The organism is Pseudomonas sp. NPDC089392, from assembly GCF_044749595.1.
GTDB lineage: Bacteria > Pseudomonadota > Gammaproteobacteria > Pseudomonadales > Pseudomonadaceae > Aquipseudomonas.
Genome location: NZ_JBIVIF010000045.1, coordinates 32,681 through 53,394 on the forward strand (window position 1 = coordinate 32,681; position 20,714 = coordinate 53,394).

Below are 20,714 nucleotides of genomic sequence, written 5' to 3' on the forward strand. Positions count from 1 at the left end.
CTATATCATGCAGCCTGAAGTCACAGAGGCGCCATTGTACGAAGACTGGCTAAAAAAAATGGAAACGCAGTTGTGGACCTTTGGCTGGGATGTGCTGTTGGCATTTGATAAAGGCACTACCAATATTTTACTGAGGCAAGAGTTTATTGATCGCCTTGGTGGCGAGAATAGATTTCCGTTTGGCCGGGTGCTGGTGGTGGCCAAGGACGACAAAGACGACAAACTGATCAGCAAGGCGCTGGTCAGCCTGGTGGAAAATGACGTCTCGATCTACCCACTGGTCGCGTCGGTGAACCTGGGCAGCAAGCAAACCCTGAGCGCAGCTACGCCTGATGGTGCTGACTTGACCTGGGAGCAACCGCCAGAGGGGCTGGGGGCGGTCACTAAAGACAGCGACAGTGCCAATCCGCAGGGGCAGATCTACACCGCGCCGGTGAGTTTGCCCAAGTGGGTAAGTGGTAACCCGCTGTACTATTACGGCCTTCGTCATGTCCCGATAACTGTCAAGCCGACAGCAGGCGGCACAGCGGCCATTATTGACATGTTGGTAGTAGGGCCAAAAAGCCAGAATTATTGGCTTGAGGCCGTCTCAAGCACAGAGGGTAGTGTACAAGTAGAGTTTTATAAGGCCGACAGGGAAGGGAATAAGTTGCCAGTGACCGGGAATGTAGAATGGACCTTGGTCAAAGGTGACGGAACACTCGAAAATAAGGTGTACACGCCAAAGTCTGGCTCGTCAGAACAGTACGCCATTATCGTCGCTTTCGCCGATGACGGGGAGTCAAGCGACAAGTTTGATGTTCTCATCCTGCCGCTTCCCTTCATCTCTATCAAACGTTACAGCAAACTTCTTGATCCACATGTCATGGAGATCGAATGATGGCCAGTCACTCCAAGGAAATCATTCTCGAAAAATTAAAAGAGGCTTCGACACGTTCTAGATGGGGTGCGTTATTTGCCCTGGATCGAACGGTCATCAACCTGATGCTTCGCGAGCAGTTTCTTCAGGCAATCGGCGATCTTAGTGCGTTGGAGCCGGTAAGCCTCGAGGCTGACATCGATGATGGCGGGAGCCTGAAAGTTTCGTTTCAGGGCCTGGTGTTTGGTGCACCCCAAGTCAGTTTCGAAACGGCAAACCTGTTCAGCAGCAACCTGACAGTACGGTTGCCTGTCATTGCTGGCGATTATTTACGCGTGAACCACCTGCCCGGCAGCCCCAAACGGGTAGTGGAAAGCTTCTCCATTGCCGAAGGCATGGGTTACTGGGTGCAGGCGCAGTTACCGTTGACGGTGGAGCAGCTCAATAGCAGCCGCTTCGCCTCGCTGGTGCTGGACCTGGCGAGCGCTACCCGCTTTTCCAGCAACCTGGGCCCTACCGCGTATGCCAACCAGATGATCGGCGAGCGCCTGCGGGAACCGCTTGGCTATATGCATGCCTACCAGCGCAAGTACGTGTTCGCCAGGTTCAGGCTAGATGATTACTATCCGCTTAGCCCTGACCGGTTCATGCTGCGAACCCTGCGGGCACCCTGGGGTGGAGATCCGAAAACCACCCGCTACGGGGACGGTGCGGTGATGCTGTTCATGAAGCTCGGCACGGATCTGTATGCAGGTAGCCAGCCGGACCCAGCCCAGGACTTCATCTATCCGATCCCGGAAGAAGAGGCTGGCATGCCCGGTACCCTGATATGCGACCCGGACATCGAAAGCCTGGGGGCGGGGGAGCCGCTGGACATCCTCAAGACCTTGCAGTTGGGCAACGGCTACAAGTTTGTCAGCGCTGACAGCCAGAAACCCCTCGACCGGGTGCTGTTTGGCCGTTGGCAGGGCAGTGAGCAGACCGTGGTCGTGGAGCCTGCGATGTCCCATATCGTTTCCGGGCAGCGCCAGCCATATATCGCCAAATGCGCCCCTGCCGGGGTGCAATGGTCGGCTCGCAACCTGACCCGGCCTGGTGCTACCGGAACATTCGAGCAGGCAACCTACAGCCCCCTTGCGGCCACCCACTTTGCAGAAGAGCAGCAGCGGGTACTGGTTACCGCCACCTTCCCGCAAGGCGGCGGTGAAGGGCAGCGGCACGCACTACTGATGGAGACCGCCCGGGCCATTCAAGTTGCACCACGCGTGGCCACCTGGGCGCAAGGCAACAGCCCGATCGAGTTGCGTGCCACCGATGCTGATGGCGGCGAGCTGGAGTGGAGCCTGGTGGGTGCTGTGCGGCTGCTATCCGGCCCGCAGCGATCCGAACAGATCGCCGAGGACTTGGGCAAACTTGAAGACCTGGGCAACGGGCGGGCACGCTTTACGCCAAATTCCCCCCCGGCGGGGCGCCCTGACATTCGCATCCAGCGCATCAAGGTGGCCAACCGACAGAGCGGTGCAAGTGCAGAGTGTTCGGTCGTGATCATCCAGTGGGCTGCCAGCCTGAACCTTGAGCCATTCCATGTGCCGCAGCGGCAGTCGGTGCAACCGACGCAGTTCCAGGCCATTACTGAAAACTCGGTCAGTTGGAGTGTTTACGGTGAAGGCATTGTTGATAGGCTCACTGGCCTTTACCAGCCACCGGCGGAGGCAGTCATGCCCATTGCAGTGGTTGCGGCTGATGACGGTGACGAACGTACCGGCTATGCCATCGTCGAGTTCAGCGAGGGGCGTCGGGCGTCGGCATCATTGATGTCGTGGACGGCTATCAGCACCTTTGAAATCAAGGCCATCAGCGCACCTCAGTGTTTCGCCAATGGTTGGCAACAAATTGAAGTTGAAGTGGCGGTGGCCGCCGCGGATGGCCCAGGCGGGGAGCCCATCGAGATTTCCGATGAGGATCTCGCCACCTTGCGGTTCCTGGACCTGACTGACAATGAGCCACTGGTATTCCTGGCGCCGGATGAAGAAGCACTTGACCCGTTCCTGAACAAGAACTGGGCTGTCAACCTGAACGGAAACACCATCGAGCGCCAACCCGGGACGGCGGGCACGCCCGATGTGCCCATGGGGCAGGTCAGAAGGCGCAGGTTTTTCCTGCACTGCCGCAAGGCGGGTGTGAAATCCATCTATGCGACTATCCAGAATACTGAAACCTTTCGGTTTGCCTCGTCAAAAGATGCCGGTGAACACGGGGTGCTCAAGTTGACAGGGGTAAAAGTACCGAGTTTCACGCAGCAGGCTTATTCGTTTGTGCGCACCCGGGTGGCCGGGGATGAATCGCCGTCCGATGGTGATGAATTTGCCTATGTCGATAACAGTACAGACTACTGGCGGCTCGAGCATGTCTTGCGCGAGGGCAAGCTGGTCAAGTTTGCCAGGTTACGTATTCTGTCTGGCGATAACAAATCGAGTGTGCTGTGGGCTTCGGATCTGCTGGATGACCATTACTGCAGTTATACGGGTTTCACCTTCAATGCTGCGGATGGCAGCAGTAACGACAGTCTGCTGTTTGATGGGCTGCTTTACCAAATGGCCAAACAGCGCACGCATACGTTACCGAAACTGTTGGAAAATCACAGGCCGGGTCCGGGTCAGTTGACATTCAGTTTGCACCGGCTCGATAACTTCAGGTACGGCGCGGGCGCGGGGTCGGGTCTGCCCTACATTTCAGCCCTGAAAAAGCCCCTGCTGGTCGAGTTGATTGATACCGAAGGGAATGCTCACCCGTTGCGCTTTGTATTTGGTGTCGACAGCGAAGATAAAACGAAGGGGATTTCGGAGCGCGACAAACTGCAGTTGTTCCTTCGTTAGATATAGCAGGCTGGGTCTGGGGCAATAGTGCGTCCAGACCAATTTCGCATGTTCATTCAGGGTGGCTATTCATGGCGATTGAAACAGTTCTTCATTCCAATGCGTTCAATGCAAACGGTTTTGTACAAAACGGTGTGGATCCGCGTACCGGTCAATACACGCTGAGTATCAACTTATTGTCACTGGTCGGTAACGACCAGGTCGGGCCCAGCCTGCCGCTAAGGTTGGTATTCAACCCATTCAGTAAGCAAAGTGACGGCTTTGGCAAGGGCTGGTACCTGGATATGACCCAGTTTGTACCGGGCAGCAATATGCTCAGGCTGCACACGGGTGAAGCTTACAAAGTTACCGGCAGTGGTGCACAACCCCCGATCCGGGAAAAGAAGCTCGACAGCTTCCACTTTCACGATGACGGTGCCGGTGACAAGAAACAGTACCGGGTCGTACATAAGTCCTATCTGGAAGAAATACTGCATGTTCATGGCACGGGGGCGAGTGCCGTGGCGTTGCCGGTGGAAGTCAGGGGGGCGACTGGCCACCGTATAAAGCTGGGATATACCAGTTCGACGCAGCGGCTGGAGAGTATTGTAGATGGCAATGGTTTGAGCCTGCTGAAAATCAGCTATGCCAGTGACAAGGTCACGCTTGACCTGCACCCCACCGGCAAGGATGGCAACCAACCCTTGGCGCGCTACATCTTGACACTGGTCAACGATCAGTTGACCCGGGTGGATTTGCCTGCCGAGGTGGGGGGCAACTGGCGCTTCAAGTACCAGACAGTCCGCGAACTGAATTGCCTGACGCAGGTTTCGACACCTTTTGGTGCCGTGGACGACATCAAGTATGAAGACGACGGCCACCTGCTGCCAGGCGGCGGTAGCCGTGTAGCGATACCGCGGGTGACCACTCACTTGAGAAACCCGGGGGCCGGGCAGCCAACGGAAAAAACCACCTATACCTATACCATTGTGCAAAATGGTGTGGAGGCCTATCACAACTTTGTCGGCAACGGCAGTGGCATCAGCTGGCGTGACGACGGTGAAGACAACCTGTACCGGGCGCCTTCCAGCTACCTGTACAGCAGTACCGCCCACCAATGGGGCAAAGCGAACGATGGCCAGGAAGCGGTGCTGCGCACCACTCAGCGCTGGTACAACCGTTTTCACTTGCAGGTACGTGAGGTTACTCGCAAGGCCGGCAAGGCACGTAGTAGCGAAACGCTCTATCACGGTAACGCCGGCGACAGTTTCGATGCCCAACCAGGCAACTTCCAGTTACCGCTGCAAACCAGCCAGAAGTTGACGGATGATCAGGACCCTTCGCAGTACCGGCAGGAGGTTCACAAAACTGCCTGTGACTTGTACGGCAACCTGATTGAAGAAGTCCTGCCCAGCGGCAAGCGTACGGTTACGGAGTACTACCCTGCACAAGGGGAGGAAGGCTGCCCGGCAGACCCGGACAACTTCGTACGCAACGCGAAGCATGCGACGGAACATCCCGCAGCGAACGGGGATACAGCGGCACCGGTGCGGCGCAAGACCTACGCTTATGAAGCGCTGGCCAGGGTTCGCTACGCCGATGACCAGGCCACTCAGCCTGCAACCACCTGGCTGGTACAGCGGCAGGAAACCTTGTGTGAAGTGGTCAATAGCGTGGAGCAGGCGCCGCTGCAGGTAATCTCGACCCGTCCAGTCAACAAACCTGACGATCTGCTGCGCCATGGCCGCCCGCTGGTGCAGTTGTTGCAGAAGGGAGGGAAAGACACCAGGACCAGTTTTGTCTACCGCAAGGAAACCCGCGATGGGCACCCGGTGTTGATCACTCAGCAGCGCTTGACCGGCTTCGATCATGGGCGCTATGACCCGGAAAGTGGCAAGCCTCGGCATGCACGCAAGGTAATTACGCTTGAAACTTCGATGCTCATTGGTGAGCCGCTGCTCAACCGTGACGACAACGATGTGGAAATTGCCTACGAGTACGATGCCATCCGCCGGGTAACGCGTGAGACGGTTTCGCCCAACGAGCCGAAATACAAGGCCTCACGTACCTATCAATATGCGATGGTCAGCGCGCCGGGCGAGCAGGCCTCGCAGACCATGGTGGACGTCAAGGGGGTTGCCATTCGTTCGGTAATTGACGGCCTGGGCCGTGTGGCCTGGGAAGAGCGCCACGACGCCGACGCAAAAGTAGCTGCGCGCCATCAGGTGTTTCGCGAGCGTAACAAGTTCACCTACGATGAACTGGGCCAGTTGATCGATGCCATCGAATACGACTGGATGGAAGACCGGCAACTACCGCTTGCTACCCATTATGAGTATGACGCCTGGGGCCGGCAGAGCTGTGAAATCGGTCCGGATGGCGTCAAGCACTACGAGTTGTACGACCCGATTGGTTCCAACCCGAGCGGCAATGATCCGGCGGGCAACCTGCCAACCCAGACCAGCTGGATCGAGTCGGCAGATGGCACGCAACGCTTGGGCAAGACCACCACCTGGTTCAACCTGTTCGAGCAGCCAATGCAGGTCAGCCGCTTTGACCTGGGTGGCAAACTCTACAGCAAGCACCAGTATTTCTATGATGGACTTGGGCGTAATGTGCGTGAGGTTGATGCGCGCAATGCGGTAACCCGCTCTGCCTATGACCTGTTCGACCGCCTGGTCGATCAAACGCTTGCCGACAAGTCAGTGGTTCATCGGGACTACGCAGCACACAGCAGTGAAGACCTGCCTATCAAGATCTCGGTAGGTAATAAAGTGCTGGGTGAGCAGGTGTTCGATGGGCTGAACCGGATGGTCGAGTCGATTACCGGTGGGCGTCGCAAATTGATGTTCTATGCACCTGGGCAGAATAAACCGAACAAGGTCAGAACGGCGGCTGGTCGGGAAATCGACTATGACTACATCCCGCAGCTGGGTGAAGACCCGCAAGAGCGGCGCATCCCCGGCAAGCATGCGGAGTACGTCTACGACCCGGCCAACGCACGGCTCATGCACTGCAAAGAAGGTGACCAGGGGCTCGCGCGCGAATATTTCAGCACCGGTGAGGTAAAGCTGGAAACCCGCACAATCGGTGAAGAAAGCTGGACCATGCACTATGGCACCAGCCTGCTCGGCCGACCGTTATATTACAAGGATGTGCTGGAGCAGGAGCAGACCTACGGCTACGATAACGCCGGCCGGCTGGAAGTCACTGCCTTGGGCACTACCAAAAGTGCGTTCTCGTATGATGCGGTGGGTAACATGGAGCGCTACGTGACGGAAGATGGCGGGCAGAAGCTGACAACCGAACTGAAATACGATCACCAGGGGCGGGAAGAGCTGCGACGTTTCACCTTCTCGGATGGTAGTGTTCAAGAACTCGTGCAGCAGTACAGTGTATTGGACCAGATGACCAGCAGGGTGCTGAAGGACAATGGCACTGAGGTACGCAAGGAAACCTATGAGTATGATGTGCGCGGTCGCCTGCAAGCCTATTACTGCACGGGGCAGGCAGTGTTCGCACCAAAAGACCCGGCAGGTAAAACCATTCGTGAGCAGTACTTCGAATTCGATGCGGTCGACAATATCACCTGGCTGTTCACCACCTTTGAAGACGAGGCGGGCGACTCCGGTGATAACGAGGCTACTTACCTGTTCGATAATAAAGACGACCCGGCACAACTTACCGGCGTTGTGAACACTCATCCGGACTACCCGGATTTCACCTTGCATTATGACAAGGACGGCAATCTGGACCTTGATGAGAAGGGCAAGGTACTGGCTTATGATGCCTTGGGCCGCCTGGCCAGTTACGACGGCAGTGGTTATGGCTACGACCCGCTGGACAGGTTGGCGAGCCAGGACGCCTGAGTGCGCTGAAATGAGAATCGGGCCGTAAGGCCCGATTTTTTTGCTGCAGAAGAAAGTGCCAACCCGGTGTCAGGTTGCGCTGCAAGTGCCTACGGGATGTCCACGTTGAAACCGATATCGGCGTTGGCGAAACCAGCGGTAACGTTGGCAGTGGTGGCCTTGTAAGCGGCAGAGAACAGCATGTTGGTGGGTTTGCTGTCATGCAACGGGTATTGCCTGGACGGGACGGTGGGGCTTATTGGGGTGCCGAGGTCATCCCTGATGATCAATGCCAGGCCCGTGCTGCCACCGGGCGCCAGGGCGTACAGCGTACCGGCGGCACCTGCGCTGCCGTATTTGCCGGTAAAGGTGACGGTGGCGCTGGCACCGGGGATGAGTATGCAGCCGGCACCCGGGGTGAGGCGCAAACCGAAAGGCCGATTAGCCGCCTCGTCGTCGGCTTGTTTGAACTGGGCGGCATTGACGTTGCCCATGAAAATTCGGCTGACGGGCTGCCAGGTCAAGGGGTCGATGATCTCGACCGCGCAGGTACCAGAATCGACGTTGCCGAAGAAATGAACCGAACCAGTGGCGACCGGCGCGGCAAATGTGGCGGAACTGGTCATGCCCAGTCCCAGTGCAAATACAATGTTTTTCATAAATTGCTCCATGATCGTTCCGTCATGCAGGGCACCGATGTCACGGATGCCGAACGCAGCGGCAACAACGCAAATCGGGCCTATGCGGCCCGATCTGGTGTTGACTGTACTGCCGATACGGCTGGCCTCATTCAAGGGCGAAGTGACAATGGCGTTTGCACCACGGTGGTGGCCACGCCGTAATCATTGATGGTGGTAAAGGTCAGTTGCAGCCCATTGACCGACCGGACCTGATTCAGGTCGTAAGCCTGTTGTGCAAAAGGTGCAGCCATGGCCTTGGCCTGAATGGCTTCGGTTTTGCCGGCGGCAGTCACTTCCAGGCGACCAAATGTGTAGTGATAAGGTGTCGGGTTATCCACTAGCAGCTGTACCCGCCCTGCGTTTTGGCGCACGGACCACTTCAGCTCGCCCACACGCTCGTCGGGCCGCCCCTTGAGTTCACTGGGGCGATAGAAGAGCTTGAGGCGGGTGCGCAGTGCAATGTTGAGTACGTTCGTCTGGTCAGGGTTCGCCTCTGGTATTTCCTGCACATTCAGATAGAACAAGGTTTCCCGGTCTTGGGGCAGCGTGTTTGGCAAGCGGCTGATCTGCACCATCTGTTCCTTGCGAGGGTCCAGCCGGAACAGCCCGGGGGAGGTGGCCAGCGGCACCGGTGTATCGGTATCGTCCTTGCTGGTGTTTATCCAGGTTTGCACCGCGTAAGGGCGCGGGCTGGGGTTGGCGATAACCACGGATGTGCTGCGCTTTTCGCTGTCGAAAACGATGCGGGTGGTGTTGACGGTCAACGCTGCCTGTGCGGGTGACAAGGTGGCCGCCAGGCAGGCACCCAAGGCAAGGCGGCGCAGGTGATTTTTCATCTGGCATTACCTTTGGAGGGGGAGGCAAGCTCTCGGGCGCAGGGCGTGCGCCCGAGTAGCGTCGTTCAAGGAATATCGACGACGAACTGCACGCTGGTATTGGCTGCGCCAGCAGTTACTCCCGCGGCTGTCGATTTATAGGCAGCGCTGAAGTGCATGATGGTTGGCTTGGTGTCGTCCAGCGGATAGTCCTTGGAGGTGCCGCCATTGGCGATCTGAGTTCCCGTGTCGTCCTTGAGAATCAGGGCCAGGTTCTGTGCGCCGCCAGCTTCGAGGGCATACAGGGTACCGCCGGTGCCGGCACCACCAAAGGCGCCAGTGAAGCTCACGTTGGCTACGTCGCCATTGTTGACGACGCAGCCACCGCCTGGGGTGATGCGCATGCCAAAGGTGCGTGCAGCGGCTTCAGAGCCGACAGCTGTGAACAGCGAAGAGTCGACATTGCCCATGAGTACACGGTTGCCACTCTCCGGGTTGCCGGTGACCGGGTCGATGATCTCGATCGGGCAGGTACCGGTATCGACTCTGCCGTAGAAGTGGATCGCGCCCGTGCTGACTGTTGCGGCGAATGCGGTGGAACTGGTGATGCCCAAGGCAAGGGCAAGTAAGGCTTTTTTCATGTGAACTCCGGGTGGCTATGAGGCTGCGGCTATACGTTTGCCAAACCATTCTGGGGTTTGGTTGGCGTGCGCATGTTAAAAGCGCGTCCTGGTAGAATATGTAGGAAAAGTCTGAGCTTTTATCGTAATCGGCTTCAAAGCTGCAGGCCTCAGCAACAACAGCCCGGGATTAAAGTGTTTGCGGTACTGCATTCATCCATTGTTCAATTCAACAGGGCGTATTGAGCCGGCCAGCTTTTAATGCACGGTAAAGAGCATGGCTGGCAGCAGGTGGCGTGTCTACTGGCAAAAATGTCAGTTCACAGTCGGCTGGAGTGGGTGCTATTTTTGTATTTTTAATACATTGCAGGTATCGGTGAAGAGCGGAACCGACATTGGGGTAGGGGAGTTCTGATGCGGGGAAGTTGCAAGTTTTATGCGCTTTGATTGGCGCATGAAGATCACCAATACCTTCGCCCGGGCCGCCTGTTTGCAGTGAGCGCCCCGGGGGTGCTGCATCGATTTAATGCTGGGTTGGCGGGTTTGCACTGAACAGTTGCTTTTCCAGTTGCCAGTCGAACGGCTCGTCATTCTGTTCTGCTTCATAGCGCCGCTCTTCCAGCGCCTGATACACGGCCAGTTCCTCGTCGGGCATGTAGTGCAGGCAGTCACCGGCAAAGAACCACAGCAGGTCGCGGGGTACCAGGTGGGCGATTTGCGGGTAGCGCTGGATCACCTGGCAGATCAGGTCCTGGCCCAGGTACTGGCTTTCCAGCGGGTCCTGCGGTAACAGGGTCAGCAGCTCGTCGAAGCGTTCGAGGAACAGGGCGTGGCTTTCCTCCGGTACCTGCTCGGCTTCACCCAGGGCCACCAGGATGGTGCGCAGGTGGTGAAGCAGTTGCAGGTGGTAAGCCAGGTGGGGGTTGGCCATGGGGCGGTCCTCGGGGGTGGTTGAAACGGGGGCGGAGTATACGCCGGTTGCACGGGGCTTTGGGAATGCTGCGATCACTAACGGTGCAGGTGACCTCGAAACCGAAGGTGCGGCTACTGATAAATATGCCAGTTCAGTAAATCACCAAAATTTGCTTACTTGTCATTGCAAACCAGTGAAGCGCCTTGCATGTGCCAAGGCACCTTTAAATATACCGGAAGCTCCATTGAGTGCCCGGGAGGAGGGTATTGTGATGTCGAAATACAGGCTATCGCCGCTGGCCCAGATATTGCGCGCAGGGGCTGAACGTGAAAAGCTGGTTTTTGCAGGGGACGCGATTGCCAATGCGCAATGGACCCGAAGTGGCGATGCGGGCGGGGACTTGCACAAGGATGGCCAGGACTGGTTCTACAAGCCGCCGAAAGAACCAACACCTGCAGCTATTTACAATAACAATGGCGAAACGTACATACCTGCTGCATTCAGGACCAGCCTCGCTGTATCGCCCGCCCAGGCTGACAGGATCATGGCTTCAAATGGTTCTGACACGGCAACTACCGAGCTTGTGACGACGCTGGTTCCACCCACCCATTTCATCCGGTTCACCCTGCAGTCGGGAGGCTTGGCTCTAAGCTGCCATTATTTCAACCGGGACCAGGAAGAGAAGAAACTGGCGGACGAGGACGTCAAATGGCATCGCCTGGCGGGTAACGGCTCGGTCTCCGAAAAAGGCGTTTTCACGCCCGACGCGACAGCGCCGAGCGCTACGACCATTGTCATGGCCGAGGACCTTCGTGACCTTACCGAGTGGCGTTATGCGGTGACGATAGTGCCCTTGCCTTACTTGCCCGCAAGCGAAGTGGTGCGCCTGCAGCAGGAATGAACCGGTACGTGTGCGGACCTCAACGCCCAGCCGGGCGGTGAGGCTCGCGCCGGTCGCGTTAGCGGACCTTCCCTTGTTCAGGCAGAAGTTGCGCCTTGTCGAAGGCATCCACATCGATCACCGCGCGCCGTGCCTGTTCCGCTGCTTTCAGGCGCTGCGCTTCACCTGGCTGAAGTGCACCCTGTTCAGCTGCTGCATCGATTGCCGACTGCCCAGGTGCTGGTCGCACGCGGTTGTCCTTGATTGCCTGATGCAAGGCCTTGTGCAGCGGCGCCACCTCTTCCAGCAAATCGCCGGCCCGTTGCAGCGCTGCCACGGGGTCGCCATCGGCCTGCGGCCGGAAGCAACCGGCGAGCAACTCCTCCAGCGCCGGGTCGCCCTTACGTCGGCCAATCAACTCGGCTACCTCGGCATCCAGTTCATCACTCGGCCCGGTGTGTCGCCGGCCGAAGGGGAACACCAGCACCCGCAGGGCGCAACTGGCAAAGCGATTGGGGAAGTTGCCGAGCAGCCGATCCAGAGCGTTTTCCGCTTGGCCAAGGCTTTCCTCCATGGCCCAACGCAACAGCGGTTGCATGTGCCCGGGCGAGCCCAGGTCGTGGTAGCGCTTGAGCGCGGCAGACGCCAGGTACAGATAGCTGAGCACATCGCCCAGGCGCGCACTCAGGCGTTCGCGGCGCTTGAGTGCGCCACCCAGCAACATCATCGACAGGTCGGCCAATAGGGCGAATGCAGCGGCCTGGCGGTTGAGGGCGCGGAAGTAGCCTTGACTCAAGGCATCACCCGGTACCTTCTGCAGATGGCCCAGCCCCAGGTTCAACACCAGTGTGCTGGCCGCGTTGCCAGCGGTGAACAGGATGTGCTTCATCAGCAGGTCGTCGAACTCCCTCAGTGCCTGATCGCGGTCCTCACGACCGGCCAGGGCCATTTCCTTGAGCACGAACGGGTGGCAGCGGATGGCGCCCTGGCCGAAGATCATCAAGTTACGTGAAAGAATATTGGCGCCCTCGACCGTGATGAAGATCGGCGCCCCTTGCCAGTTGCGGCCAAGGTAGTTGTTCGGGCCCATGATGATGGCCTTGCCACCGTGCACGTCCATGGCGTGCTGGATGCACTCGCGGCCGCGCTCGGTGAGGTGGTACTTGAGGATCGCCGACAGCACTGAGGGCTTTTCACCCAGGTCCACAGCCTTGGCGGTCAGCAGGCGGGCGCTGTCCATCAGCCAGGCGTTGCCGCCGATGCGTGCCAGCGATTCCTGGATGCCTTCGAAGGCCGCCAGCGGCACGTTGAACTGCTCGCGCAGGTTGGCGTACTGACCGGTGACCAGGCTGGTGTACTTGGCGGCACCGGTGCCTACTGCGGGCAGGGAGATGGAGCGGCCTACCGACAGGCAGTTCATCAGCATCATCCAGCCTTTGCCGAGCATGGCCTGGCCGCCGATGAGAAAGTCCAGTGGTACGAACACATCCTTGCCGCTGTTGGGGCCGTTCATGAAGGCCGCGCCCAGCGGCAGGTGGCGCTTGCCGATATCCACGCCGGGGGTGTCGGTGGGGATCAGGGCCAGGCTGATGCCCAGTTCTTCTTCATCGCCCAGCAGGTGGTCCGGGTCGTAGGCCTTGAATGCCAGGCCTAGCAGGGTGGCGACCGGCCCGAGAGTGATGTAGCGCTTTTCCCAGTTCAGGCGCAGGCCGATGACCTCTTCGCCATTCCATTGGCCTTTGCAGACCACGCCGGTATCGGGCATTGCGCCAGCGTCGGAGCCGGCCAGCGGGCCGGTGAGGGCGAAACAGGGGATTTCCTCGCCGCGGGCAAGCCTTGGCAGGTAGTGGTTGCGTTGTTCGTCGGTGCCATAGTGCAACAGCAGTTCGGCCGGCCCGAGCGAGTTCGGCACCATCACCGTGGAAGCCAGGTCGCCGCTGCGGGTGGCCAGCTTCATCGCTACCTGGGAGTGGGCGTAGGCGGAGAAACCTTTGCCGCCGTATTCCTTGGGGATGATCAGGGCGAAGAAGCCATTCTGCTTGATATGCGCCCAGGCTTCGGGCGGCAGGTCCAGGTCCTGGCCGATCTGCCAGTCACTGACCATGGCGCAGAGTGCTTCTGTCGGGCCGTCGATGAATGCCTGTTCTTCTTCGCTCAGCTTTGGTGCCGGGTAGTCAAGCAAGGTGCGCCAGTCAGGGCGGCCACTGAACAGTTCGCCGTCCCACCATACGGTGCCGGCATCGATTGCCTCGCGCTCGGTTTGCGACATGGGGGGCAGGGTACGCTGGAACCATTTGAACACCGGGCCGCTGAATACTTTTTGCCGCCACTGTGGCAGCACCAGCAGGGCGGCCTTGAGGGCCAGCACGGCCCAGATCAGCGTCAGCAGCCAGACGGGGACGCTGCTGAAAATGCCCATCACTAGTACATATGCCGCGACAATGCCAAGTATCTGCAAGGGCGGCAGGCGCCGGTGCAGGAGACACGCGGCGCCAACCACCAGTACTACGATCCACAACAACATAGCCTTTCCTCCATGGGCCCCAGGTTCATGCCTTCGCGGTCAGCTTAGACGGCTTGTGCGCGATGGGCTTGCCTGAACAGTGACAGGGTGTGGCTGGAGGAGTTCGCTGCAGGGGCGACGGCATCGGGTAGCATGGTACTGTACCGTCTTGAGCTTTTTCTAATAGGTGCTCTTGAATGCCGCCATGACAACATCTGAACTCAGTGGCGCAGAGTTTGCAAAATGCCAGCCGTCGGGCGCAAGGCAGAGACCTGGGAAAAACTGTATGTCGGCAGGCACTTTACCCTGTGATACTTCAGGAAACGCCTTGTTCGAAAGCGAAATCGTGAGATCGGTATCAATTTCTTGCGGCCGGTCAGCAGTAAAGCCTTGTTTTTGTTGCTGAGTGAACGCGTGCCACATCACATGGGGTAACCAGCCCTTTTGGGGGTAAATCCAAAGGTCTAGTTTTTGCGACCAAGGTATTTGGCACACAAGGGTACTCATGGTTTGATCGTAGTGTTTTTTTAGTTCGGGCTGGTAGGTACTGTCTCCCGTAAAGCGGACGTCGGGTGCGGTTTGCCAGTGCCATCGTAGCTCGTTGTTTTCTGATTTCGATAGTTTTGCGTGACTATTGGTCAGGCTGGTTTCGACGGTCAGCACTTGGTTATTTGTTACAGCGGCTTCGCCGACCTTGATGATGGAGGGTGCATAGGTTCCCTGTTTCTTGGTGATTATCGTGTTCTGTTTAACAAGCAGCCGCGTGAACGTTAGTTTGGTGAGATCCGGCGCATACGTTAGCTTGCAAGGGCCGAAACTCAGCCTGTAATACTCTTTGACTTCCTGTGTCTGATCGCGAACTCCGATCACAGCTTCATTATCACGGCTAGACCTGCAATGGCGGTCATAATAGAGAGCCCAATGCCGGTTGGCAGTTTCCAGCAAGCAGCCTATATTTGCGGCCCAAGGCGGGTTCAGTTCACCTTTCATGGGGATTACCTTCAAAAATACATGAGTGGAAGTCTTCGCAACTGAACCTACTCGGTAATCGGCATGCTTACAACTGACAGAATTATCAGGTTATAGACACTTGACGAAACCGAGTGTCGTTGAATTTTACAAGCGGGACCGGCGGCCAAGACGTATGCTGTGTGCCTTCTCCGCTAATAAGGACATCGCCATGCTGAAGATCTGGGGCCGCAAGAATTCGAGCAATGTGCGCAAGGCGCTGTGGATCGCCCACGAGCTGGGCCTGGACTTCGAATCGATCGATGCCGGCGGCGCCTTCGGCGTGGTCAACGAGCCGCACTACCGCGCCCGCAACCCCAACGGCCTGGTGCCGATGCTGGAAGACGGCGACCTGACCCTGTGGGAATCCAACACCATCGTCCGCTATCTGTGCGCCGAGTACGGTGCAGAGCAGGGCTGGTATCTGGAAGACCCACGCCAGCGCGCCCTGGCCGACAAGTGGATGGACTGGACCACATCGTCCTTCGCCACACCGTTCCGCCCACTGTTCTGGGGCATGCTGCGCACCCCGGAAGACCAGCGCGACTGGGTGGCGATCAACGCTGCGCACAAGCAGTGCGCCCAGCTGCTGGCCATTGCCGACGAAACCCTGGCCAAACAACCGTACCTTTCCGGTGACCAGATCGGCATGGGCGACATCCCACTGGGTAGCTTCGTCTATGCCTGGTTCGAAATGCCCATCGAGCGCCCGGCCATGCACCATCTGGAGGCCTGGTACGAACGCCTGAAGGCGCGCCCGGCCTACCAGGCTGCGGTGATGACTGCGCTGACCTGATCGAACACCGCGGCTGTTTCGATAGTCACTATCAATACACATGACTGTACTTGTGCGGCCAGGCCAAGCACCATTGGCCGCACTCACTGCGCCAGTGACTTCGCCTGGCGTGTCCTGCACCTTTTTCTTCGGTAAGTGACCCGCTATGAGTTCCGCCCTGTCCATCCGACAGCTGACCAAGACCTACGGCAACGGCTTCCAGGCCCTCAAGGGCATCGATCTCGATGTCGCCGAAGGTGACTTCTTCGCCTTGCTCGGCCCCAACGGCGCCGGCAAGTCCACCACCATTGGCATCCTCTCCACCCTGGTGAACAAGACCAGCGGCACGGTCAACGTGTTCGGCCACGATCTGGACCGCGAGCCCTCGGCGCTCAAGCGCTGCCTGGGCGTGGTGCCGCAGGAGTTCAACTTCAACCAGTTCGAGAAGTGCTTCGACATCGTCGTGACCCAGGCTGGCTACTACGGTATCCCGCCGAAAATCGCCAAGGCGCGCGCCGAGCAGTACCTGACCCAGCTGGGCCTGTGGGACAAGCGCGACGTGCCATCGCGTTCGCTGTCCGGCGGCATGAAGCGCCGCCTGATGATTGCCCGCGCGCTGATCCACGAGCCGCGCCTGCTGATCCTCGACGAGCCCACCGCCGGGGTGGACATCGAGCTGCGCCGCTCGATGTGGAGCTTCCTCACCGAGCTGAACCAGAAGGGCATCACCATCATCCTCACCACCCATTACCTGGAAGAGGCTGAGCAGCTGTGCCGTAACATCGGCATCATCGACCATGGCACCATCGTCGAGAACACCAGCATGCGCCAGCTGCTGGGCAAGCTGCATGTCGAAACCTTCGTCCTCGACATCAAGCAAGACCTGGCCACGGCGCCGGTATTGCAAGGCTACCCGTGCCGGCTGCTGACCCCGCACACCCTGGAAGTGCAGGTGGACAAGGACATCGGCATCACCGCGCTGTTTGGCCAGCTGGCGCTGCAGAACATCGAAGTGCAAAGCCTGCGCAACAAGACCAACCGACTCGAGGAGCTGTTCGTGTCCCTGGTGGAAAAAAACCTGTCGAAGGTGGCTGTATGAGTGTGGAGCTGCGCACCAACTGGGTGGCCCTGAACACCATCGTCTACCGTGAAGTGCGGCGCTTCTTGCGCATCTGGCCGCAGACCTTGCTGCCGCCGGCCATTACCATGGTCCTGTACTTCGTCATCTTCGGTAACCTGATCGGCCGGCAGATCGGCGACATGGGCGGCTTCACCTACATGCAGTACATCGTGCCGGGGCTGATCATGATGTCGGTGATCACCAACTCGTACGGCAACGTGGTGTCGAGCTTCTTCGGCAGCAAGTTTCAGCGCTCGATCGAAGAGCTGATGGTGTCGCCGGTATCGCCGCACACCATCCTTGTCGGCTATGTGCTGGGTGGCGTGCTGCGCGGTCTGGCGGTAGGCGTGATCGTGACCATCCTGTCGATGTTCTTCACCGACCTGCAGGTGCACCACTTGGGTGTGACCGTGATCGTGGTGCTGCTGACCGCGACCATTTTCTCGCTGCTGGGGTTCGTCAACGCGGTGTTCGCGCGCAACTTCGATGACATCTCGATCATCCCGACCTTCGTATTGACGCCGCTGACCTACCTGGGCGGTGTGTTCTACTCGATCAACCTGCTGCCGCCGTTCTGGCAGACCGTGTCGCTGGCCAACCCGGTGCTGCACATGGTCAACTCGTTCCGCTACGGCATCCTAGGGGTGTCGGATATCAGCATTGGTACGGCGATCACCTTCATGCTGGTGGCCACTGCCGTGCTCTACACGTTGTGCGTGCGCCTGCTGGTCAGCGGCCGCGGCATGCGCGCCTGAGGCCTTGCACCGGCATTGGCGGCGGCGCCATTGCCGGCCCACCCACCAGCGCCAGTAGAGCATGGTGGTGAAGTAGCCCGCGATGCCCAGCACAACGCCGCACACCACCGAGCCGAGCAGGAAGGGTTGCCACAGCGTCGACAGCTGGTCGGTGATCCACTGGAAAGTCAGCTCGTCGGGCAGGGTGCGCGGCGGCACCTGCATCAGCCACGCGCCAGTCATGTAGGTGACGAAGAACACCGGTGGCATGGTCAGCGGGTTGGTCAGCCACACCAGGCTGACCGCGATCGGCAGGTTGCCGCGCACCGGAATGGCCAGCGCGGCGGCGAGCAGCATCTGCGCCGGCATCGGGATCAACGCCGCAAACAGGCCCACACCCATGGCCCGTGCCACCGAATGGCGGTTCAGATGCCAGAGGTTCGGGTCATGCAGCAACTTGCCGAAAAAGCGTAACGACTTGTGTTCCCGAATACTGGTCGGGTCCGGCATGTAGCGTTTGAAAAGTCGGCGCGGCATGTAGGCTCCCGGAGCGTTGATCCGGGCAGTATGCCCTTATTCCCGTTCAGCCTCGTTTAGAGTTTGTGACAATTGTTGAGCAAGCCTTGCCGGCAATTGGGCTATGCCTCAGAAGGTGATTTGCCTTCTGGAGCTCTACCTCATGCGCACAGGGATGTTTGCGCTCGCGCTCGGGCTGTTGTGCCTGGGCTTTCTCCCTGCCTTGCCATCGGTCGGATGGTTGTTGGTGCTGGCCATTGTCGCTGTCGCTGGCCTGTTCACCCGCGCCTGGCCGCTGGGCTGTTTTCTGCTGGGCCTGTGTTGGGCCTGTTGGTCGGCGCAGCAGGCGCTGGATGATCGCCTGGCCGCCAGGCTGGATGGCCGTACCTTGTGGCTGGAGGGCCGGGTGGTCGGCTTGCCGACGCGCACGGCGCACGGTGTGCGCTTTGAACTGGAAGGCGCCCGCTCGCGGCGGGCCGAACTGCCGCAGCGCCTGCAACTGAGCTGGTTCGACGGGCCGCCGGTGCAGGCGGGCGAGCATTGGCGGCTGGCGGTGACCTTGCAGCGCCCGAGCGGGCTGCTCAACCCCCATGGGCCGGATCGAGAGGCGCAATTGCTGGCGCGTCGGGTGGGCGCCACCGGCACGGTCAAGGCTGGGCAACTGCTGGCGCCCGTTGTCGGCGGCTGGCGCGACACGCTACGCCAGCGCCTGTTGGCCGTCGACGCCAATGGTCGGCAAGCGGCGCTGGTGGCATTGGTGCTTGGCGACGGGGCAGGCCTGGCCCGGGAGGACTGGCAGACGTTGCAGGCTACCGGCACGGTGCACCTGCTGGTGATTTCGGGCCAGCACATCGGCCTGGTGGCCGGTTTGCTGTATGGCCTGGTCGCCGGGCTCGCGCGCTGGGGGCTGTGGCCCGCGCGGCTGCCGTGGTTGCCATGGGCGTGTGGGCTGGCCATGGCGGCGGCGCTGGCCTACGGCTGGCTGGCCGGTGGTGGTGTGCCGGTGCAGCGCGCCTGCCTGATGCTGGCCGTGGTGTTGCTCTGGCGCCTGCGTTTTCGCCACCTTGGTGCTTTTTTACCGTTGCTGCTGGCGCTGGTAGTGGTGCTGCTGTTCGAGCCGCTGGCGGCGCTGTTGCCCGGTTTCTGGCTGTCGTTTGCTGCCGTGGCCACGCTCATCTATTGCTTCAGCGCCCGACTGGGTGGCTGGCGGCCCTGGCAAGCCTGGACGCGGGCGCAATGGGTGATCGCCATCGGCTTGCTACCGGTACTGCTGGCCACGGGTTTGCCGGTGAGCCTGAGCGCGCCGCTGGCCAATCTTGTGGCAGTGCCGTGGATCAGCCTGGCGGTGTTGCCGGTGGCGTTGCTGGGCACATTGCTGCTGCCGCTGGGTGGGGTAGGGGAGGCGCTGTTGTGGCTGGCGGGCGGCTTGTTGGATGTGCTGTTTGGCGGGCTGGCGCTGGTGGCGCAGCAGCGCCCGGCGTGGGTACCGCCAGCTTTGCCGTTATGGGCCTGGCTGCTGGTGTGCCTGGGGGCACTGCTGGTGTTGCTGCCCCGTGGCGTGCCGCTGCGCGGGTTGGGTGGGGTGATGCTGCTGGCCTTGTGGGTGCCCAGGGAGCCTGTGCCGTTTGGCCAGGTCGAGGTCTGGCAGCTGGATGTCGGCCAGGGGTTGGCAGTGCTGTTGCGCACCCGGCATCACAACCTGCTTTATGACGCGGGGCCGGCCAGGGGAGAGAGTGACCTGGGGGAGCGGGTGGTACTGCCGACCTTGCGCAAACTGGGGGTAGGGAGCCTGGATTTGATGTTGGTCAGCCATGCCCATGCTGATCATGCGGGTGGTGCTGCGGCCATGCAGCGTGGCTTGCCGGTCAGGCGGGTAATTGGAGGGGAAGCGCTGGACGATGTTCAGTTGCAGCCTTGTGTCAGTGGCGAGCAATGGGACTGGGATGGCGTGCGTTTTTCGCTGTGGCGCTGGGCTGATGGGCAGAGCAGTAATGACCGCTCCTGTGTGTTGCTGGTCGAGGCGCAGGGGGAACGGTTGTTGTTGGCGGGTGATATTGAAGTTGGGGCCGAACGGGCTTGGCTGGCGGCTACCTATTCGCCGCGCATTGACTGGCTGCAGTCACCGCATCATGGCAGTCGCAGTTCGTCCAGCGAGGCATTCATTCGGGCCACGGCGCCGCGTGGGGTGCTGATTTCGCGGGGGCGCAATAACAGTTTCGGGCACCCGCATGGGCAGGTGGTGGAGCGGTATCGGCGGTATGGGGTGGTGATGCATGATACGGCGGTGGAGGGGGCTTTGCGGTTGGTGTTGGGTGGGCGGGGGGAGGTTGAGGGGGTGAGGGGGCAGCGGCGGTTCTGGCGGGGGCGGGTGGAGTGAGGTGGGTGAGGTGGAGTGGCTTGCAGGTGTTGGCCAATACATTTGCAGTGCCAACAGGTGTTCGCCATGACAGTTGCAGCGCCCACGGGTGTTCGCCATGACAGTTGCAGCGCCTGTGAGATCGAGCGCCGCCCGCGCGGCGCTTCGCGGCTAAAGCCGCTCCTACGTTTGTTTCGGGCCAGTCCATCCTGTGCCAAGCGCGCGCGACCGC

14 protein-coding genes and 1 pseudogene are annotated in these 20,714 nt (G+C 59.7%); 8 read left to right on the forward strand and 7 right to left on the reverse strand.

Translation table 11 applies throughout. From position 1 onward, the window contains the following. The first annotated feature begins 7 nt into the window (after positions 1-7). The 3 genes from ACIP1G_RS26680 (at position 8) to ACIP1G_RS26690 (ending at position 7,583) form a co-directional block, all read left to right on the forward strand. The gene (locus tag ACIP1G_RS26680) at positions 8-880 is read left to right on the forward strand and encodes a hypothetical protein (protein WP_400742477.1); all 873 of its coding nucleotides are present in this window, start codon (positions 8-10) and stop codon (positions 878-880) included. After that, positions 880-3,735, forward strand: a complete 2,856-nt coding sequence (locus ACIP1G_RS26685; RefSeq protein ID WP_400742479.1) for a hypothetical protein — start codon at positions 880-882, stop codon at positions 3,733-3,735. The genes ACIP1G_RS26680 and ACIP1G_RS26685 overlap by 1 nt, the downstream gene beginning before the upstream one ends. Before the next feature lie 284 nt (positions 3,736-4,019). Next, positions 4,020-7,583, forward strand: coding sequence for a sugar-binding protein (locus ACIP1G_RS26690; protein WP_400742482.1), 3,564 nt, complete (start codon positions 4,020-4,022; stop codon positions 7,581-7,583). Between the two features lie 89 nt (positions 7,584-7,672). On the opposite strand, the gene ACIP1G_RS26695 is transcribed toward ACIP1G_RS26690, so the two are convergent. From ACIP1G_RS26695 to ACIP1G_RS26710, 4 genes are all read right to left on the reverse strand, one after another. Continuing rightward, on the reverse strand, positions 7,673-8,221 hold the full coding sequence (locus ACIP1G_RS26695; RefSeq protein WP_400742483.1) for a fimbrial protein: 549 nt from the start codon (positions 8,219-8,221) through the stop codon (positions 7,673-7,675). A gap of 131 nt (positions 8,222-8,352) precedes the next feature. Next, positions 8,353-9,078, reverse strand: coding sequence for a molecular chaperone (locus tag ACIP1G_RS26700; protein ID WP_400742486.1), 726 nt, complete (start codon positions 9,076-9,078; stop codon positions 8,353-8,355). Positions 9,079-9,143: 65 nt separating this feature from the next. After that, a complete protein-coding gene (locus ACIP1G_RS26705; protein ID WP_400742489.1) occupies positions 9,144-9,698 on the reverse strand; it encodes a fimbrial protein in 555 nt (184 codons plus the stop codon). A gap of 502 nt (positions 9,699-10,200) precedes the next feature. Next, positions 10,201-10,608, reverse strand: coding sequence for a PA2817 family protein (locus tag ACIP1G_RS26710; protein ID WP_400742492.1), 408 nt, complete (start codon positions 10,606-10,608; stop codon positions 10,201-10,203). Between ACIP1G_RS26710 and ACIP1G_RS26715 the strand changes: the two genes are divergently transcribed. After that, a complete protein-coding gene (locus ACIP1G_RS26715) occupies positions 10,607-11,491 on the forward strand; it encodes a hypothetical protein (protein WP_400742495.1) in 885 nt (294 codons plus the stop codon). The two genes, ACIP1G_RS26710 and ACIP1G_RS26715, sit on opposite strands and share 2 nt — an antisense overlap. 58 nt (positions 11,492-11,549) lie before the next feature. Here the strand turns inward: ACIP1G_RS26715 and ACIP1G_RS26720 are convergent, their stop codons facing one another. Together ACIP1G_RS26720 and ACIP1G_RS26725 are read right to left on the reverse strand one after the other, a co-directional pair. Then, positions 11,550-13,994, reverse strand: a complete 2,445-nt coding sequence (locus ACIP1G_RS26720) for an acyl-CoA dehydrogenase (RefSeq protein ID WP_400742498.1) — start codon at positions 13,992-13,994, stop codon at positions 11,550-11,552. A 159-nt stretch (positions 13,995-14,153) separates the two neighbouring features. Next, on the reverse strand, positions 14,154-14,963 hold the full coding sequence (locus ACIP1G_RS26725) for a hypothetical protein (protein WP_400742500.1): 810 nt from the start codon (positions 14,961-14,963) through the stop codon (positions 14,154-14,156). A gap of 190 nt (positions 14,964-15,153) precedes the next feature. Between ACIP1G_RS26725 and ACIP1G_RS26730 the strand changes: the two genes are divergently transcribed. The 3 genes from ACIP1G_RS26730 to ACIP1G_RS26740 all read left to right on the forward strand — a co-directional run bounded on the left by ACIP1G_RS26730 (position 15,154) and on the right by ACIP1G_RS26740 (position 17,631). Continuing rightward, positions 15,154-15,777 (forward strand): glutathione S-transferase, encoded by a 624-nt coding sequence (locus tag ACIP1G_RS26730; RefSeq protein WP_400742502.1) that lies wholly within the window; start codon positions 15,154-15,156, stop codon positions 15,775-15,777. Between the two features lie 145 nt (positions 15,778-15,922). Continuing rightward, a complete protein-coding gene (locus ACIP1G_RS26735; protein WP_201206090.1) occupies positions 15,923-16,855 on the forward strand; it encodes an ABC transporter ATP-binding protein in 933 nt (310 codons plus the stop codon). After that, the gene (locus ACIP1G_RS26740) at positions 16,852-17,631 is read left to right on the forward strand and encodes an ABC transporter permease (protein WP_201206088.1); all 780 of its coding nucleotides are present in this window, start codon (positions 16,852-16,854) and stop codon (positions 17,629-17,631) included. The genes ACIP1G_RS26735 and ACIP1G_RS26740 overlap by 4 nt, the downstream gene beginning before the upstream one ends. Before the next feature lie 9 nt (positions 17,632-17,640). On the opposite strand, the pseudogene ACIP1G_RS26745 reads toward ACIP1G_RS26740, so the two are convergent. Beyond that, positions 17,641-18,147 (reverse strand): annotated as a pseudogene (locus ACIP1G_RS26745) (DUF2062 domain-containing protein); the annotation flags it as partial. A gap of 142 nt (positions 18,148-18,289) precedes the next feature. Here ACIP1G_RS26745 and ACIP1G_RS26750 point away from each other — a divergent pair. Then, positions 18,290-20,503, forward strand: a complete 2,214-nt coding sequence (locus tag ACIP1G_RS26750; RefSeq protein WP_400742505.1) for a DNA internalization-related competence protein ComEC/Rec2 — start codon at positions 18,290-18,292, stop codon at positions 20,501-20,503. Positions 20,504-20,714 lie beyond the last annotated feature (211 nt).